Raw genomic sequence first — 16650 nt, forward strand, 5'->3', positions numbered from 1 at the left:
GGATGACGTCGGTTTAGCGAGAAGCCTGTCGCAAGCTTGCGTCGCTCACATCCCCTGCGAACCGCGGTTCATCGCGGCAATACCCGTGCGGCAAATCTCGATCAGGCCGAGCGGCTTGATGATGGCCACGAACTGATCGATCTTCGAAGACTTGCCGGTGATCTCGAAGATGAAATGCTCCACCGTCGCATCCACCACCTTGGCCTGAAACGCATCGGCAAGCCGCAGCGCTTCGGCGCGGACTTCGCCCGTGCCGGCAACCTTGATCAGCGCCACTTCGCGCTCGATCGGCCGTTCCTGCCCGAGTTCGCGGGCACGGACGGTGAGATCGAGAACCCGGTGCACCGGAACGATGCGTTCCAGCTGCGCCTTGATCTGCTCCAGCACGATGGGCGTGCCGCGCGTGACGATGGTGATGCGCGACAGATGTGCCTCATGTTCCGTTTCCGAAACCGTCAGGCTTTCGATATTGTAGCCGCGGCCTGAAAACAGGCCGATGACCCGGGCGAGGACACCCGGCTCGTTGCTGACGAGAACCGACAGCGTGTGATTTTCGACGGCGGCCGTTTCCTTCTGGATGAAATAGGCCGAGCCGGTGGGTTGTAGGTGTGCGTTCATGTCCTTTTCCTCTCCCGGCTCAGACTAGCTGACGGCCCTTGGCATCAATGGCGTTGGCAACGGCTTCATCCGTCGCCTCATCCGGCAACAGCATCTCGTTATGGGCTTTACCAGACGGGATCATCGGGAAGCAATTGGCAAGATTGGCGACGCGGCAATCGAAGATGACAGGCTTGTTGACCGCAATCATCTCGGCAATCTTGTCGTCCAGTTCCTTCGGATCGTCGCAATACATGCCAACCGCGCCATAGGCTTCCGCCAGCTTGACGAAGTCAGGCATGGCTTCGGTATAGGAGTTGGACAGGCGGTTGCCGTGCAGCAGCTGCTGCCATTGCCGCACCATGCCCATATACTGGTTGTTGAGAATGAAGATCTTCACCGGCAGACCATACTGGATGGCGCAGGACATTTCCTGAATACACATCTGGATCGAGGCGTCACCGGCAATGTCGATGACCAATGCTTCGGGATGCGCGACCTGCACGCCGATGGCCGCCGGCAGGCCATAACCCATCGTGCCGAGGCCGCCCGAAGTCATCCAGTGGTTCGGCTCCTCGAAGCCGAAGAACTGCGCGGCCCACATCTGGTGCTGGCCAACTTCTGTGGTGATGTAGGTGTCGCGACCCTTCGACGCTTCGTAAAGCCGCTGCAAGGCATATTGCGGCATGATGACATCGTTGGAATTCTTATAGGCGAAGGAGTTGCGGGCACGCCAGCGCTCGATCTGTGACCACCACTCTGCGGTCTGCGTCTTCTCCGGCTTCTTCGGCAGAGCACGCCACAGGCGCACCATATCTTCCAGGACATGGCCGACATCGCCGATAACAGGCACATCGACACGAACGGTCTTGTTGATCGAAGACGGATCGATATCGATATGGATCTTCTTGGAATTCGGCGAAAACGCATTGATGCGTCCGGTAATACGGTCGTCGAAACGCGCGCCGATGCAGACCATGACATCGCAATCATGCATCGTCATATTGGCTTCGTAGGAACCGTGCATGCCCAGCATGCCGAGCCAGTTCTTGCCGGACGCCGGATAGGCGCCGAGGCCCATCAGCGTCGACGTGATCGGGAAACCGGTCAGCTCGACCAGTTCGCGCAGCAGGCGGGTTGCCTCCGGACCGGAATTGATGACGCCACCGCCGGTATAGAAAACCGGCTTCTTTGCCTTGGACATCAACTCGATGGCGGCATGGATGGCATTGAGGTCGCCCTGAACCTTCGGCTTGTAGCTCTTCTGCTGAACGGCGGCGGAAGGCGGCGTATAGGTGCCGGTGGCGAACTGGATGTCCTTCGGAATATCGACAACGACAGGCCCCGGGCGGCCAGTCTGCGCAATGCGGAAAGCCTCATGGATGATGCCGGCCAGCTCGTTGACGTCCTTGACCAGCCAGTTGTGCTTGGTGCAGGGGCGCGTGATGCCGACGGTATCGCATTCCTGGAACGCGTCCGAGCCTATGAGCGTGGTGGGAACCTGGCCGGACAGGCAGACGAGCGGGATGGAATCCATCAGCGCATCCTGCAGCGGGGTGACCGCATTCGTCGCGCCAGGGCCGGAGGTGACCAGCATGACGCCGACCTTGCCGGTGGAGCGGGCATACCCTTCGGCCGCGTGGCCGGCACCCTGCTCATGACGCACGAGAATGTGCTGAATGTCTTCCTGCTGGAAAATCTCGTCATAAATCGGAAGAACGGCACCGCCGGGATAACCGAAGATGTGCTCGACGCCGTTATCCTTCAGCGCCTGCAGAACGATCTCCGCACCGGTCATGCGATTGCTGTTTTCCGTATTGTCCTTATCCGTCATTGCCTGTTTCCATCCCGCTTTGGCTTTGGATATCGAGGAGCCCGAGGGCCTGTTTGAAGACATAAAAAAAGGCCCCTAGAGGAGCCTCGTTCAGCGCATGGGTGCTTTCGCCGGATGGTTACACCATCCTGCCCATGCGCCGTCCCACCACGATAAGTACGTTAAGATTTTTCATGGGCCGGAGTGTTAGCCACAAACGCCCCAGCCGTCAACGCATATTGCGGGAAAAAATCACCGCCGCCTTCTTTTATTGCCCGAAAGCGGACTTTGGCGAAATTTTCGAACGCGGCCAATACACCTGTTGTTAAGCATAATCTTTTAGTCTCGAGAGCGCAGATGCTGCCCGAACCAACGCGATCATCCGCATGTACCGGGAAAAAATGTGAATAACGACACGTCTCATAACGCGTCCCGCATGGACGAAAACGAACGGCGATCCGGCGAGCAGCCGGCAAACCGCATGCTCGGCCGCGTCATCGCCTGCAACGGTGCGCAGGCCACAATTGCGGCCGAAACCGAACCGGGCACCACCGATGCGTCGCAGCTCTGGTCTGTCGGCCGCCTGATATCCATCGAAATGGGAACGAGCCGTGTCGCGGCCCTCGTCTTTGCCATGCGCACCGGTGAAGAATACTGGGCGGCGGACAGGCCGAACAGGCTGCTGATCGACGTTGAGCTGGTGGGCGAGGTCTATCGCACCGAGGACGGCAGCGAGCGCTTTTCCACCGGCATCTCCCGTTACCCTTATCTCGGCGCGGTGGCGCATCGCATCCGCACCAGCGATCTTGCCAAGATTTACGACAGCGGCAAGCGTGATGGCTGCGTCATCGGCAGGCTGACTCAGGACGATACGATCAACGCCACCATCAGCATTCCGCAGATGCTCGCCAAACATTTCGCCGTCGTCGGATCGACGGGCGTGGGCAAGACCACCGCCGTTTCGCTGCTTCTGAACAAGGCAATCGAGACCGACCCGAAACTACGCGTTCTCATTCTCGATCCGCATAATGAATTCGCGGCCGCTTTTCCCGATCATGCCGTCGTCATCGATACCGACACGCTGGACCTTCCCTTCTGGCTGATGCGCCTTGAAGAATTTGCGGAAGTGATTTTCCGCGGACGTAAACCCATGCCGGAAGAAATGGATGTCCTTCGCGACCTCGTTCCGGAAGCGAAAAAAGCGTTTCGCGGCACCGAGGGTTCCGCCGTGCGCCGCACATCTGACAAGAGCGCGATCACACCGGATACGCCGGTGCCCTACCGCATCGCCGATCTTCTCGCCCTCATCGACGAGCGTATCGGTCGACTGGAAGGGCGCAGCGAAAAACCCGCGCTGCGCTCTCTGAAAGGCCGTATCCTCTCGGCCATCAACGACACACGCTATAATTTCATGTTCTCCAGCAATACGATCAGCGACACCATTCTGGAGACGGTGGCGCATATTTTCCGTATTCCCGGGGAAGGCAAGCCGATTTCAGTATTCCAGCTTTCCGGCATCCCCTCCGAAGTGGTGAATTCGGTGGTCTCCGTCCTCTGCCGCATGTCCTTCGAACTGGCGGTGCTGGCGCGCGGCTCGCTGCATATGCTTGTCGTCTGCGAGGAAGCGCACCGTTATGTGCCCGCCGACCCCGAGCGCGGCTTTTTCCCTACCCGGCAATCCATCGCCCAGATCGCCAAGGAAGGCCGCAAATACGGCATTTCGCTCGGCGTCATCAGCCAGCGGCCAAGCGAGCTGGACCAGACTATCCTGTCGCAATGCTCGACCGTGTTCGCCATGCGGCTGTCGAACGAGATCGACCAGAAGATCATTCTCTCCGCCGTGCCGAACGCCTCGACCTCGACCACGAGCTTTCTCTCTTCCATCGGCAATGGCGAAGCCATCGCCTTCGGCGAGGCCGTGAATGTGCCGATGCGCATGCGTTTCGACCGCGTTGCCACCGCGAAATTGCCGAAAGCGAGCGGCACCATCAACCATACGAACCATGAAACCCCTGACACGGTCGATCTGAACAATATCGTCACCCGCATGCGCGCCACGCCGAAACCCGTCATCACCGGTTTCCAGCAAAGCGTCGAAGCGGCTTTCTCCGATCTCCCCGAACCGGCCCCGCCAAGCCGGGCAACGGACGAGATCGACAGCTGGAAGCGTGAACTGGGAACGCCCGCAGCTGAGGGGTATGAGCCCTATCGCCCGGACATGCTGCCCGGGCGGGCGCTGTCTGCGCCGCCCTCAAACGCTTCGACGGACCCCACTTCCGGCGCAGTCAACGAGTTGCGCAAGGCGGGTTTCCAGATGCAGGCGCAGAATGGCCCGTCGCCCGGTGAGACGCGCCCTTCGCTGCGCGAAAGCCTGTTGAAGAAGCCGCTCGGCAGCCTCTACCGCAAGGACTAGGCCCGTTTCAGGGCTGAATTCGCGTCCAGTCGTCGCCCATCTGGTTACGGAACCAGGTCATCTGCCGTTTGGCATATTGCCGGGTCGCGGCCGCCGACTTTTCGATCACCTCCGCCTGGCTCATGCGTCCCGCCAGCATATCGGCTATCTGAGAAACGCCGATCGCCTTCATCGCCGTTGCATCCGGTGCAAGATCAAGCGCGAGAAGCGCCTGCACCTCCTCCACCGCACCGCTGTCCATCATCGCCTCGAAACGGCGGTTGATGCGCTCATGCAGCACCGGCCTCTCCGGCAGAACGACGAATTTCTGCGCCCGGTCGGGATCGACGATCATCGGGCCGCTGGCGCGTTGAAAATCCCGGATCGACTTTCCGGTCGCCTTGATAACCTCCAGCGCTCGGACGATACGCTGGCCGTCTCCCGGCTGCAGCAAATCCGCCATGGCCGGATCGCGGCTCACCAATTCGGCGTGCAGCTTTGCCGCCCCCTCTTCGATCAACCGAGAGCGCAGCCCCTCGCGAATGTCGTCGGGAATGGCCGGCATCTCGGAGAGGCCGCCGGTCAGCGCCTTGAAATAGAGCCCCGTACCGCCGACGATGACGGGGAAACGCCCCTCACCCCGCAAATTCGCAAGCAGGCCGGAAATATCGCGCAGCCATTCACCGGTTGAATAGGGGCTACTAGCAGGCACATGGCCATAGAGACAGTGTGGCACGCCCTCCATTTCGTCGTCGGAAGGCCGGGCGGTCAGCACCCGCAAGGTGTCGTAAACCTGCATGCTGTCGGCATTGATGACCACACCGTTCCGCTCCCGCGCCAGACGAAGCGCAAGCGCGGACTTGCCGCTTGCCGTCGGGCCGGTTATCAGGATCGCATCAAAATTCTCATCAAGGTTTTTCATCATGGCTCTCGTTGCCACGCTTATCGCCAATCCGTCAAATCCCGTTCTGACACCGGCCCTCGGCGAAGCGGCCGCGAAGGCCGTCAACGCATCGGGCCTCTACTGGCTAGCCGATGGCATTGCCTGCGATATCGCCCTGCCCTCCGGCACCGCCGCCGAACAGGCACGCAGCGCTCTTGCCGCCGCGCTTGCCGGAAAACCGATCGATATCGCCATCCAGGAACAGGATCAGCGGCGCAAGAAGCTTTTGATCGCCGACATGGATTCGACCATGATCGGCCAGGAATGCATTGACGAGCTGGCCGCCGAAGTCGGGCTGAAGGAAAAAGTTTCCGCTATTACCGCCCGCGCCATGAATGGCGAGATCGCCTTCGAACCCGCATTGCGGGAACGTGTGGCGCTGCTGAAGGGCCTGCCTGTCTCGGTTATCGATGACGTCATCGAAAAGCGCATCACGCTGACACCGGGCGGCAGGGAACTGATCGCCACCATGAAGGCGAAAGGTTATTATACCGCCCTCGTTTCCGGCGGCTTCACCGTTTTCACCGGTCGCGTCGCCGCCATGCTCGGTTTTGACGAGAACCGCGCCAATCTGCTGGGCGAAGCCAATGGCGAACTTGATGGCACTGTTGCCGAACCCATTCTCGGCAAACAGGCCAAGGTGGATGCGCTGAACGACATTGCCGCAAAGCTTGGCATTTCCCCTGATGAGGCGATGGCGGTCGGCGATGGCGCCAACGATCTCGGCATGCTGCATGTGGCGGGTTCAGGCGTTGCCCTCCACGCCAAGCCGGCCGTCGCCGCCGAAGCGCAGATGCGTATCGACCATGGCGACTTGACAGCGCTCCTCTACATCCAGGGCTATCGCAAGACGGATTTTGTCATTCCATGATCATTCGTGAGACACAAAGGCTCATTCTGCGCGAGTGGAAGGAGAGCGACCGCGACCTGTTCCGCGAAATCAATGCGGATGAAAAGGTCATGGAATTTTTCCCCTTCCGCCGCAGCCATGCGGAAGCCGACGCGGTGCTGGAAACCATCAACGGCATGATCCGCGGCAGCGGTTATGGTTTTTATGCGATGGAACTGCGCGAAACCGGCGAGGTCATGGGCTTCTGTGGCATATCGCCCGTCATGAACCTCGATCCGCCCTTCCCGCTCGGCACCATGGAAATCGGCTGGCGGCTCGCCACCCGCTTCTGGGGGCACGGTTATGTCACCGAAGCCGCGCAATCGCTGCTCGTCATGGCATTCGATGAAAAGGAGACGCCGGAAATCGTCTCCTTTGCCGTCCACGATAATCACCGTTCGACGGCAGTGATGAAGCGCATTGGCCTGAAGCGCGACCCATCGCGCGATTTCGACCATCCGCGCGTGCCGGAAGAAACGCATCCGCATCTGCGACCGCACGTCACCTACGCGCTGACGCTGGAGGAATGGCGGGCGCGATAGGACGCCTGCCCGCCAGTTCCGAAGGTCACTTCACCGCCGCATTGCCGCCATCGGCAAACAGCGCCGCTCCGGCGACGAAGCTTGCCATCGGGCTCGCGAGGAAAAGAGCGGCCTGCGCGATTTCCTCCGGCTCGGCAATGCGCTTCATCGCATGCAGCCCGGCGGCCCAGTCCTTTTGCGCCTGATCACCGGCCATGGGCGTGTCGACACCGCCGGGCAACAGCGCATTGGCGCGAATGCCGCTCACGGCATAATCGGCGGTAATGCCTTTCACCAGACCCATCAGACCCGACTTCGCAGCGCCATAGGCGGACATGCCGGGGATGCCGACGCTGGTTCCGACGAAGCTTGAGGTGAAGACGATGGATCCGCCGCCTCGCCGCAACATCGCGGGAATCTGATAGCGCGCCCCCAGAAAGGCGGACGTCAGGTTGACGTTGAGGACATAGGCCCATTCGTCAGGCGAAATCTCCGCCATCGGCTTCGCCGCACCAACGCCGCCCGCATTGTTGACGGCGATATCGACCCCGCCGAACACGCTTGTAGCCGCATCTGTCAGCCGCGCATGGGTTTCCGCAACACCGGCGTCACCGACAACGGCGTGTACACGGCCACCGGCTCCACTGATCTCGCCAGCAACCTCATCCAGCGCCTTCTCGCCACGCGCATTGATGACGACGGCAGCGCCGTGAGCGGCAAACAGCGTCGCCGTCGCGCGACCGATGCCGGATGACGCGCCGATGATGATGGCAACTTTATTGTCGAGTAGTTTCATATCCTTGGCCTCCGTTGAATGGAGGCCAAGGGATAGGGAGATGACGAGGTTGCAGCCACCCGATTCCTGCCGGAGCGGGTGAAAAAGCGGCTTATTCCAGCGGCAGCGCCACGACACGCAGATTGCCCTGCGCATCCGCCACCATCATATGCGCATTTTTGCGGCCTTCGGATTTCAGCCCGTTGACACGGACCAGCACATCGCCCGGAACTTCCATGAAATCCTGACCGACTTCAACGATCACGTCGCCGGCCTTCATGCCCTTCTGTTCGGCCGGGGAACCGGGATCGACGCTGGCCACCAGCACGCCTTCCACGCTTTCGGCAATGCCCTTTTCGGTACGCAACTCGTTGCTCAGCACCACGAGGTTCATGCCGAGCACGCTCTGCGGCGCTTCACGAACTTCCGGCGTCTGGTCCTGTGCCTGATCGTCGCCACCGTCATTGTCTTCGGGCACAACCATGCCACCGTCGCCGTCTTCGCTCTGCTGGTCGTCGGTCGAGGCCTTTTCGTCGGCCGTATCCTGCAATTGACCAAGCTTGACCTTCACGGTCTCTTCCTTGCCGTCGCGATAGACAACAACATCGACTTCCTTGCCAACCGGGCTTTCTGCCACGATGCGCAGGAGATCACGCATCTCATTGATGTCCTTGCCGTCGAATTTCAGGACAACATCGCCAGCCTGGATTGGGCCGTTCTCCACCGGTCCGCCCTTGGCTACGCCTGAAATAAGCGCACCCTTGGCGCTATCCATGCCAAGGCTCGCGGCCACATCATCAGTGACCGGCTGAACGCGAACGCCGAGCCAGCCGCGGCGGGTCTCGCCGAATTCGATGAGCTGCTGCACGATATTCTGCGCAAGCTCCGTCGGCACCGCAAAGCCGATACCGATCGAACCGCCGCTCGGCGATATAATCGCCGTATTGATGCCGATGACCTCGCCCTTCATGTTGAAAAGCGGACCGCCGGAATTGCCCTTGTTGATCGCCGCATCCGTCTGGATGAAATTGTCATAGGGGCCGGCATTGATGTTGCGGCCGCGTGCGGAAATGACGCCCACGGTCAATGAGCCGCCAAGCCCGAAGGGGTTGCCGACGGCCATCACCCAGTCGCCGATACGCATGCTGCGCGAATCACCGAACTTGACGGCTTTCAAAGGCGCTTTCGGCTCCACTTTCAAGACGGAAAGGTCGGTCTTGGTGTCGGTGCCAACCAGCGTCGCCTTGAGTTTCGAACCATTCGGGAAAATCACCTCAATGGCATCGGCGCCTTCGATGACGTGGTTGTTGGTGACGACATAACCGGCCGGGTCGATCACGAAACCGGACCCGAGCGAACTGACCTTTTCGCCGCCCTCGGGCTTCTGGCTGTCGAAATAGTCCTTGAAGAATTCCTGGAAGGGCGAGCCCTCCGGCAGACGCGGCGGAACCGGGCCTTTGCCCGTGGTCTTGACGTTCTGCGATGTGGAAATATTCACCACCGCATCGAGCAGCGGCTCGGCGAGATCGGCCACCGATTCCGGCCCGTGGCTCTGCGCTCTTGCCGCAACCGGCGCCGAAAGGCTGCCCGCCACAAGCGCGATGCCCGCAACGGCGGCGATGCTGCTGCGAAAAGGCGAAAGAAGGGTCACGGCCATAAGCGTCCTCGCGTTTCAAATAGTCTTGCCCTGCATATATCGTCAAAGCATAAGGCGGAATGATGAAGTGTAAAAATACCTTTTCGTGAACAGGCAATTGATTCCGGAACCTCTTCGCGCGCCTCAAAGCCGTACAGAAAAGCGTGAGCGAGGCAAACACCTATTGTCAATTGTGATCATTTCCAGGAGAGAACACTGAAAATATGGGAACACTATCGCTCGGACGACGCTTTCCGGCTCGCCATCACCCCAACAACACCACTTGCGAGAACAAGAACGTAACCCAGCCACGACACCAGTGTCGGCTGCGCGGAGAAGAATAGGTAGCCGAATAATAAACTCCAGAACAGTTGGGTATATTGAACCGGCGCGATGAAAGAGGACTGCGCCATTCGAATCGAAAGCGTCAGGCATAGTCTTCCCACTGCAAGCAAAGCACCTGCCCCAACATAGAACAGCCACTCAATCGGTGTCGGTGCAATAAAGCGTTCGGGTAAAAGGGCTCCGGTGATGAGAACCAGGATGACGACAGGCAGCATGGTATCTGCCAGCGGCGTTGACTGGGCCCTCCACCGCCTCACCATAACTGTCGATGCGGATTGCGCCAAAGCGGCAGCAAAGGCCATGATAACGGCCAGGCTGTCCATCACGCCACTCGGCTGAAGAACGATCAGGACACCTGCAAGACCCAGAAAAGCAGAAAACCATTGAAGGCTGATGGGACGCTCTCTCAAAAACACCAAAGCCAGCAATATCGTGATGATAGGGCTCGTAAAGCGGATCGAATAAACGTCCGCAATCGACATACGCGAAATCGCATATAGTGTCAGCCATATCATGCCAGCGGACATGACACCCCGCGTGGACACCACTGCCCATCCCTTTGCCGAGTGAATCTTAAAGCCTCCCAACGGCTTGGAAAGCAACAAGCTGAAAATGACGGCAAAAACACCGGAGAAAAAAAGCACTTGAGGAAGAGAGTGTGAACTGCTGAGAGTTTTGGAAACAGCGTCCATCAATGAAAAGGCTGCGAAGCCAAGTACGGCGAAAACAAGGGCGACTGAGTAACTGTCTATATCATGCTGAAGCGCGCGCAGCATCTTCCGTTCTTCCAGATTGTGAAAACCGAAGATTAGTGTCGTTGACCCACAATTTTATGAATTTCAGAGTGCACACGCTCAAAAAGAAAGGGCCGGTAAAAACCGGCCCCTCCAAAATCAGTTGATCCGTTATCAGTTCGCCGGCGCTGGCGCAGGGGCGGCGGGAGCGGCAGGTGCCGCACCGTCGATATTGTTGAAATAACGGAAGAAGGTCGAATCCGGGGACAGGACCAGCGTCGTGCCGGTGCCGTTCAACGCATTGGCGTAGGCAGACATGGAGCGATAGAACTCGAAGAAGCTAGGATCGCGCTGGAAAGCCTCGCCGAACACCTTGTTGCGTTCGGCATCGCCTTCACCGCGCAGCACTTCGGACTGACGGCGGGCGTCCGACTCGAATTCGACGACCTGGCGGTCGGCGATGGCACGGCGGCGCTGTGCTTCTTCGTTACCGCGGGCACGGATCAGTTCGGCTTCAGCCAGACGTTCCGACTTCATGCGCTCGAAGGTCTGCTGCGAGACTTCCTGCGTGAGGTCCGTGCGACGGATGCGGACATCGACGATGCTGATGCCGAGCGATTCCGCATCGGGGCGCAGATCGTCACGCACTTCCTGCATCATCGATGCACGCGCATCCGAAAGCGCCGATTCGAAGCCGCGCAGACCGTAGACCCGGCGCAGCGACGCATCGAGACGGGTGCGCAGGCGCGATTCCGCCGACATCTGGTCACCCGAGACCGTCTGCCGGAAGCGGCGTGCATCCGTGATGCGATAGACCACAAAGGCGTCAACCTCGTAGAATTTGCCGCCGGAAACCTGAACACGGATATTGTCGTGATCGAAGCGCAGCGCCCGGTTCTCGACATATTGCACCCGGTCGGCATCCATGAAGGCGAAGGGCAGCTTGAAATACAGGCCAGGTGACGTTTTCACGTCCTGGATTTGACCGAAGCGGACGACGATGGCCTGCTGGCGCTCGTTGACCACGAAGATCGACGAATAACCGAGGAAAAGCAGGACGGCGAGACCGACAAGAACGGCCGTAAGACGGTTACCCATATCAGTTGCCTCCCTGCTGTGCTGCGCCCGGATTGTTGCGCATGATCTCGTTCAGAGGCAGATAAGGCACCACGCCCTGTTTCTCGTCGATGATGATCTTGTTGGAACCCTTCAGAACCTGCTCCATCGTTTCCAGGAACATACGCTGACGGGTCACGTCAGGCGCCGTGCGATACTGGTCGTAGATGGAAATGAAGCGCTGCGCCTCACCCTGTGCCTCGTTGACGACGCGCGATTTGTAAGCGTTCGCCTCTTCGAGGATCTGCGCGGCCTGACCGCGGGCGGCACCAAGCTTCTGGTTGGCGTATTGGTTGGCTTCCTGAACGAAACGGTCTTCGTCCTGTTCGGCACGCTGCACTTCGTCGAAGGCATCGGCCACTTCGCGCGGCGGCGCCGCATCTTCAATGGCCACGGCATTGATGGAGATGCCGGCACCATAACCGTCCATGGTGGACTGGATGATGCTGCGCACGTCAGAAGCGATTGCCTGGCGGTTGTCGCGGAAAATGTCCTGTGCCGGACGACGACCGACGACTTCACGCATGGCGCTCTCGGAAACCTGCTGCAGCGTTTCGGCCGGGCTGTCGACGTTGAAGAGATAGGATTTCGGATCTGAAACCGTATAGAGCACTGAGAACTGCACGTTGACGATGTTCTGGTCGCCCGTCAGCATCACGCCGCTCGACGAAGACGACGAGGCGCGCGAGCCGATATTCTGCTGCTGTTCCGTGACCTTGACGATTTCCACCGTCTCGATCGGCCACAGATGGAAATGCAGGCCGGGCATCGAGATTTCGTCCTTGGGACGTCCGAAACGCAGTTCCACACCGCGCTCATCCGGCTGGACGGTATAGATGGACTGGATGCCGAGAAAAACCAGCACGACGAGAACCACAATGGCGATTGCCCCGCCGTTGAAGCCGCCGGGCAACACATTCTTGAAACGGTCTTGGCTGCGCCGGATGATCTCTTCGAGATCGGGCGGGCCGCCATTGCCGCCGCCGCCGCGAGGCCGGTTAGGCCCCTGCCCCCAAGGGCCGCCGCCGCCGCCCTGGTTGTTTCCTCCACCGCCGCCGCCCCAAGGGCCGCCGCCGCCATTCTGATTGCTCCAGGGCATCAATACCTCTTTATAAAAGCCTCTCCCGGTTCCGTTCGAAAGCGATTGCTCGCGTGCGGCGGGAATATGGACCCGTTATAGGAAGGAGAAGCGTCCGTTTCAACGCAGAGGTGGTAACTAAATACCCGATCCGGGTAAATAGTTCACTTTGCCGCGGCTCTTCGCACATAAGTGGTAAACAGAACCGGATAATTGTCCTTTTCCCCCGCAGGAGCGGGGATTTCCTCGGTTTTCTCAAAAACGGCGGGATCGATTTCCGGAAAAAAAGTGTCGCCATCGAGTTTTACCGCCACATGGGTGACGGAAAGTTGATCGGCAAAGGGCATGGCCTGACGGTAAATCTCACCGCCGCCGGCGACAAAAACCTCGTCCACGCCCAGTTCCGAAGCCTTCGTCTTTGCAAGCCTGACGGCCTCATCCAGCGACGAGACGACATCGACACCTTGTGGTCGGTAATCGGCATTACGGCTGACGATGATATGCGGGCGGCCCGGCAATGGACGCTCGCCGACGGATAAAAACGTCTTGCGCCCCATGATGAGCGGCTTGCCCATCGTCGTCGCCTTGAAGCGCTTGAGGTCGGTGGAGAGTTTCCACGGCATGTCGAGGTCGCGGCCAATGACGCCGTTTTCGGATACCGCGACGATGATGGTGACGCGCGGCTCGCTCATACCGCGATCGGCGCCTTGATGCTTGAATCGGCCTCGTAGTTTTCCAGCGTAAAGTCCTCGAACTTAAAGGCGAAAAGGTCCTTCACATCCGGATTGAGTCGCATCGTCGGCAACGCCTTGGGCGTACGCGTCATCTGCAGCCTCGCCTGTTCGAAATGATTGGCATAGATATGCGCATCGCCGAGCGTATGGACGAAATCGCCCGGCTTCAGGCCGGTGACCTGCGCCACCATCAGCGTCAGCAGCGCATAGGACGCGATGTTGAACGGCACGCCGAGAAAAATGTCGGCCGAACGCTGATAAAGCTGGCAGGACAGCTTTCCATCGGAAACATAGAACTGGAACAGGCAATGGCAGGGCGGCAGCGCCATGTCGTCCACCAACGCCGGGTTCCAGGCCGAAACGATGTGACGGCGGGAGTTCGGATTGGTTTTCAGAGCCTCGATCAGAAGCGCGATCTGGTCGATATGGCGCCCGTCAGGCGCCGGCCAGGAGCGCCACTGCGCGCCATAGACCGGGCCGAGATCGCCGTTTTCGTCAGCCCATTCATCCCAGATGGAAACGCCGTTTTCCTTGAGATAGGCGATATTGGTGTCGCCCTTCAGGAACCACAGCAGTTCATGGATGATGGAGCGCAGATGCAGTTTCTTGGTGGTGAGAACCGGAAAACCTTGCGCAAGATCAAAACGCATCTGGTAACCGAACACCGAGCGCGTGCCCGTGCCGGTGCGGTCTCCACGGTCGGAGCCCGTTTCCATGACGTGCCGGAGAAGATCGAGATATTGTTTCATGCGTTCTGCCGCCGATTCCCTGATATCGAGGGAATATAATAGCACAGGGCGGCAGAACCAATCATCGGGGAAACGCTTATCCCCGCCTTTCACGAAAAATCAGAGGGATTGCAGTTTCCCGAGTTCCTTGGCGACCAGATAATAAAAGGTCACGCGCGACTTGGAGCGGTCCGCAGCCATGGCCTTGGCGACAGCATCGATTGCCTGATCGGCCGTACCGTCGGTCACGCCGAGCTTCTTGCCGCACCAGCTCGCCTTCACCCGTGCAAGCTCTTCCGGATCGGAAGCGGACACCAGCGAGGAATCCCGATTGCGCAGGGCAATGCCGAGATGCTTGACGATCTTGCCGACCACGGCTTCGTCGGCTGCTGCGTCGTATTTCTTCACATCTGCGAGATAGTCAGTCATGTCCACTCCTTCGTGTGTCCCCGGCGCCACGTTGCTTCTGCTGACCGGTTGCATGGAGAATGGGACAGCAATCTCTCGTCGTCAAGAATTGTCTAAAGTGCGGGCGGCAATCACGAAACCTTTTCATGGAATTGTCATCACCCCCCTTTTCTCAGGCGGTCGAAACGCCTATATGAACCTTGCCGGGGCAACCCGGCTATGGCGATAAACGGTCGGTGTAATAAACCTATTGGACCCGGGGGCGGTACCCGGCGCCTCCACCAAAAACCGGCGGACTTTCATGAAATGAAGGCCGGCTTTTGATGGGGGCGAAATAGGATCGACAAGGGCGTAAAGATCGAACTTTTGCTCGGCATGATACCGCCGTTATCGGGTCACAAGTGTAGTTGCAAACGACAACAACGCTAAGGAATATGCTCTCGCTGCCTAATGGCGGTGCGGGAATTCCGCTCTAAAGTCCTTACGGTTAGCCCCGTAAGGCGGGGTTCGGAGGTACCTGGCAACAGAAACCTCCACCTTCTCCATTTTGCCTGAATTGGTTATATGATAGCTGACTTGCGAACGGCGTCGGCTTTTCCGTTGCTGCCGTTCGGGACATTGCGTATACTTGGGTAACGCGTAAGCGTCAGGATCGGAAATGGTCCCGACTCAATGATTACGCGAAGATTCAAAGTGTTACAGCGTCCTTGGCGCGCAGGCCGCGCCGCACATGAAAAGACGTTCGAATAAGGGAAAGACAGGACCGCATGGGGCAGGATCATATCCGTTACGACATTCTCGCACAGGATGCCCTTCGCGGCGTTATTCGTAAGGTTTTGGGTGAAGTGGCCGCAACCGGCCGTCTGCCCGGCGACCACCACTTCTTCATCACCTTTCTGACCGGTGCGCCGGGCGTGCGGATTTCCCAGCACCTCAAGGCGAAATATGCCGAGCAGATGACTATCGTTATCCAGCATCAGTTCTGGGACCTGAAAGTCACCGAAACCGGCTTCGAAATCGGCCTGTCCTTCTCGGATACGCCGGAAAAACTGGTCGTTCCCTATAACGCCATTCGCGGTTTCTACGATCCTTCCGTCAATTTCGAGCTCGAATTCGACGTGCCTCTGGCCGAAGAGGCGGAAATCGAAGACGCGGAGATCACCGCTTATCCCGTTTCCCATGAAGCAAAGCCCGCTGCCGCTTCCGAGACGCCCAAATCCGGCGAGGAAAAGAAGGAAGGCTCGGTCGTTTCGCTGGATGCCTTCCGCAAAAAGCAATAACGGCTTTTACGCCGAGCTTACGAAACCCGAGGAGACATATCCCCATGGCGGCCGATATCGTCAATCTGCGACAGTTTCGGAAACAGAAAGCCCGTAGCGAAAAAGAAAAGCAGGCGGAACAGAACCGCCTGTCCTTCGGCCGCACCAAGACCGAAAAAAATCTCACCTCGGCCCTGAACGAAAAGGCCGAAAGGGCGCTCGATCAGGGGCGGCTCGAAAAAAACGATGACGGGACCGGCAAAGACTGACAGGTCGGCCGACCGTCGCGGATTTCGGGACTATCGGACAAGAATCGAAAAACAGGGACTTGCCGGGGAGACATGATTGAGACCTCCAACCGGTTTCACCGGAGACCGATCTGATGATCCGCAAGCACTCCGCGACGTTGCACGGTCACCGCACCAGCATTTCACTCGAGGACGCCTTCTGGGACGAGCTGAAAACCATTGCGGAAAGACGCAAGATCAGTTTCGCGGCGCTGCTCGCCGAAATAGACGACAACCGCTCCGCCGACAGCAATTTGTCCTCGTCACTGCGGGTTTATGTGCTGAACTGGCTGAAAACCCGCTGAGGTTTTCCGGCGTGAGTAAAGACACGCAATCGATCACGACCTGTGGATGCCTCTATCCGGATTTGTCCCCCGGGACTACAAAAATTACTG

At 58.9% G+C, this 16650-nt stretch carries 17 protein-coding genes and 1 other RNA gene; 7 read left to right on the top strand and 11 right to left on the bottom strand.

Annotation, left to right across the window (positions count from 1 at the left end; all coding sequences use genetic code 11):
• Positions 1-45 precede the first annotated feature (45 nt).
• Both ilvN and ACQZ48_RS08585 read right to left on the bottom strand, forming a co-directional pair.
• Positions 46-618 carry an acetolactate synthase small subunit gene (gene ilvN, locus ACQZ48_RS08580; protein ID WP_003507555.1) on the bottom strand — a complete coding sequence of 191 codons (573 nt, stop codon included), beginning with the start codon at positions 616-618 and terminating at the stop codon, positions 46-48.
• A 19-nt stretch (positions 619-637) separates the two neighbouring features.
• Positions 638-2431, bottom strand: a complete 1794-nt coding sequence (locus ACQZ48_RS08585; protein WP_077981719.1) for an acetolactate synthase 3 large subunit — start codon at positions 2429-2431, stop codon at positions 638-640.
• A gap of 382 nt (positions 2432-2813) precedes the next feature.
• On the opposite strand from ACQZ48_RS08585, the gene ACQZ48_RS08590 reads away from it, so the two are divergent.
• Positions 2814-4823: an ATP-binding protein gene (locus ACQZ48_RS08590; protein WP_077981718.1), complete on the top strand. Its 2010-nt coding sequence runs from the start codon at positions 2814-2816 to the stop codon at positions 4821-4823.
• A 7-nt stretch (positions 4824-4830) separates the two neighbouring features.
• Here ACQZ48_RS08590 and miaA read toward each other — a convergent pair whose 3' ends face one another.
• Complete coding sequence (gene miaA / locus ACQZ48_RS08595; RefSeq protein WP_137410663.1) at positions 4831-5727, bottom strand: tRNA (adenosine(37)-N6)-dimethylallyltransferase MiaA; 897 nt, start codon at positions 5725-5727, stop codon at positions 4831-4833.
• Here miaA and serB point away from each other — a divergent pair.
• Both serB and ACQZ48_RS08605 read left to right on the top strand, forming a co-directional pair.
• The gene (gene serB, locus ACQZ48_RS08600) at positions 5726-6616 is read left to right on the top strand and encodes a phosphoserine phosphatase SerB (protein WP_077981716.1); all 891 of its coding nucleotides are present in this window, start codon (positions 5726-5728) and stop codon (positions 6614-6616) included. The two genes, miaA and serB, sit on opposite strands and share 2 nt — an antisense overlap.
• Positions 6613-7176 (top strand): GNAT family N-acetyltransferase, encoded by a 564-nt coding sequence (locus ACQZ48_RS08605; protein WP_448728734.1) that lies wholly within the window; start codon positions 6613-6615, stop codon positions 7174-7176. Before serB ends, ACQZ48_RS08605 begins: the two co-directional genes overlap by 4 nt.
• Positions 7177-7201: 25 nt before the next feature.
• Here ACQZ48_RS08605 and ACQZ48_RS08610 read toward each other — a convergent pair whose 3' ends face one another.
• From ACQZ48_RS08610 to ACQZ48_RS08645, 8 genes are all read right to left on the bottom strand, one after another.
• Positions 7202-7951, bottom strand: a complete 750-nt coding sequence (locus ACQZ48_RS08610) for an SDR family oxidoreductase (RefSeq protein WP_191218456.1) — start codon at positions 7949-7951, stop codon at positions 7202-7204.
• Positions 7952-8042: 91 nt separating this feature from the next.
• Positions 8043-9587, bottom strand: coding sequence for a Do family serine endopeptidase (locus ACQZ48_RS08615; RefSeq protein ID WP_191218455.1), 1545 nt, complete (start codon positions 9585-9587; stop codon positions 8043-8045).
• 212 nt (positions 9588-9799) lie between these two features.
• Entirely contained in the window at positions 9800-10687 is an 888-nt protein-coding gene (locus ACQZ48_RS08620; RefSeq protein WP_191218454.1) for a DMT family transporter, read from the bottom strand.
• A 132-nt stretch (positions 10688-10819) separates the two neighbouring features.
• Entirely contained in the window at positions 10820-11743 is a 924-nt protein-coding gene (hflC, locus tag ACQZ48_RS08625) for a protease modulator HflC (protein ID WP_077981712.1), read from the bottom strand.
• A 1-nt stretch (position 11744) separates the two neighbouring features.
• Entirely contained in the window at positions 11745-12860 is a 1116-nt protein-coding gene (gene hflK / locus ACQZ48_RS08630; RefSeq protein ID WP_191218453.1) for an FtsH protease activity modulator HflK, read from the bottom strand.
• Between the two features lie 143 nt (positions 12861-13003).
• Positions 13004-13531, bottom strand: a complete 528-nt coding sequence (locus tag ACQZ48_RS08635) for a dihydrofolate reductase (protein ID WP_137410668.1) — start codon at positions 13529-13531, stop codon at positions 13004-13006.
• Entirely contained in the window at positions 13528-14322 is a 795-nt protein-coding gene (locus tag ACQZ48_RS08640) for a thymidylate synthase (protein WP_077981709.1), read from the bottom strand. The genes ACQZ48_RS08635 and ACQZ48_RS08640 overlap by 4 nt, the downstream gene beginning before the upstream one ends.
• A gap of 99 nt (positions 14323-14421) precedes the next feature.
• Positions 14422-14730 (bottom strand): DUF2853 family protein, encoded by a 309-nt coding sequence (locus tag ACQZ48_RS08645; protein WP_003522365.1) that lies wholly within the window; start codon positions 14728-14730, stop codon positions 14422-14424.
• Positions 14731-14872: 142 nt separating this feature from the next.
• On the opposite strand from ACQZ48_RS08645, the gene ssrA reads away from it, so the two are divergent.
• The 4 genes from ssrA to ACQZ48_RS08665 all read left to right on the top strand — a co-directional run bounded on the left by ssrA (position 14873) and on the right by ACQZ48_RS08665 (position 16560).
• Positions 14873-15247, top strand: a transfer-messenger RNA (tmRNA) gene (gene ssrA / locus ACQZ48_RS08650).
• A 229-nt stretch (positions 15248-15476) separates the two neighbouring features.
• Positions 15477-15989 (top strand): SspB family protein, encoded by a 513-nt coding sequence (locus ACQZ48_RS08655; protein ID WP_077981708.1) that lies wholly within the window; start codon positions 15477-15479, stop codon positions 15987-15989.
• Positions 15990-16033: 44 nt separating this feature from the next.
• Positions 16034-16237 carry a DUF4169 family protein gene (locus tag ACQZ48_RS08660; RefSeq protein ID WP_077981707.1) on the top strand — a complete coding sequence of 68 codons (204 nt, stop codon included), beginning with the start codon at positions 16034-16036 and terminating at the stop codon, positions 16235-16237.
• 113 nt (positions 16238-16350) lie between these two features.
• Entirely contained in the window at positions 16351-16560 is a 210-nt protein-coding gene (locus tag ACQZ48_RS08665; protein WP_003522362.1) for a ribbon-helix-helix domain-containing protein, read from the top strand.
• Positions 16561-16650: the final 90 nt, after the last annotated feature.

The sequence above is a fragment of the Agrobacterium sp. 22-209-1 genome (assembly GCF_053522485.1).

Coding starts and splice junctions, on each gene's coding strand:
- ilvN (WP_003507555.1), bottom strand. CDS start 618: ATGAACGCACACCTACAACCCACCGGCTCGGCCTATTTCATCCAGAAG.
- ACQZ48_RS08585 (WP_077981719.1), bottom strand. CDS start 2,431: ATGACGGATAAGGACAATACGGAAAACAGCAATCGCATGACCGGTGCG.
- serB (WP_077981716.1), top strand. CDS start 5,726: ATGGCTCTCGTTGCCACGCTTATCGCCAATCCGTCAAATCCCGTTCTG.
- miaA (WP_137410663.1), bottom strand. CDS start 5,727: ATGATGAAAAACCTTGATGAGAATTTTGATGCGATCCTGATAACCGGC.
- ACQZ48_RS08605 (WP_448728734.1), top strand. CDS start 6,613: ATGATCATTCGTGAGACACAAAGGCTCATTCTGCGCGAGTGGAAGGAG.
- ACQZ48_RS08610 (WP_191218456.1), bottom strand. CDS start 7,951: ATGAAACTACTCGACAATAAAGTTGCCATCATCATCGGCGCGTCATCC.
- ACQZ48_RS08615 (WP_191218455.1), bottom strand. CDS start 9,587: ATGGCCGTGACCCTTCTTTCGCCTTTTCGCAGCAGCATCGCCGCCGTT.
- ACQZ48_RS08620 (WP_191218454.1), bottom strand. CDS start 10,687: ATGCTGCGCGCGCTTCAGCATGATATAGACAGTTACTCAGTCGCCCTT.
- hflC (WP_077981712.1), bottom strand. CDS start 11,743: ATGGGTAACCGTCTTACGGCCGTTCTTGTCGGTCTCGCCGTCCTGCTT.
- hflK (WP_191218453.1), bottom strand. CDS start 12,860: ATGCCCTGGAGCAATCAGAATGGCGGCGGCGGCCCTTGGGGCGGCGGC.
- ACQZ48_RS08635 (WP_137410668.1), bottom strand. CDS start 13,531: ATGAGCGAGCCGCGCGTCACCATCATCGTCGCGGTATCCGAAAACGGC.
- ACQZ48_RS08640 (WP_077981709.1), bottom strand. CDS start 14,322: ATGAAACAATATCTCGATCTTCTCCGGCACGTCATGGAAACGGGCTCC.
- ACQZ48_RS08645 (WP_003522365.1), bottom strand. CDS start 14,730: ATGACTGACTATCTCGCAGATGTGAAGAAATACGACGCAGCAGCCGAC.
- ACQZ48_RS08655 (WP_077981708.1), top strand. CDS start 15,477: ATGGGGCAGGATCATATCCGTTACGACATTCTCGCACAGGATGCCCTT.
- ACQZ48_RS08660 (WP_077981707.1), top strand. CDS start 16,034: ATGGCGGCCGATATCGTCAATCTGCGACAGTTTCGGAAACAGAAAGCC.
- ACQZ48_RS08665 (WP_003522362.1), top strand. CDS start 16,351: ATGATCCGCAAGCACTCCGCGACGTTGCACGGTCACCGCACCAGCATT.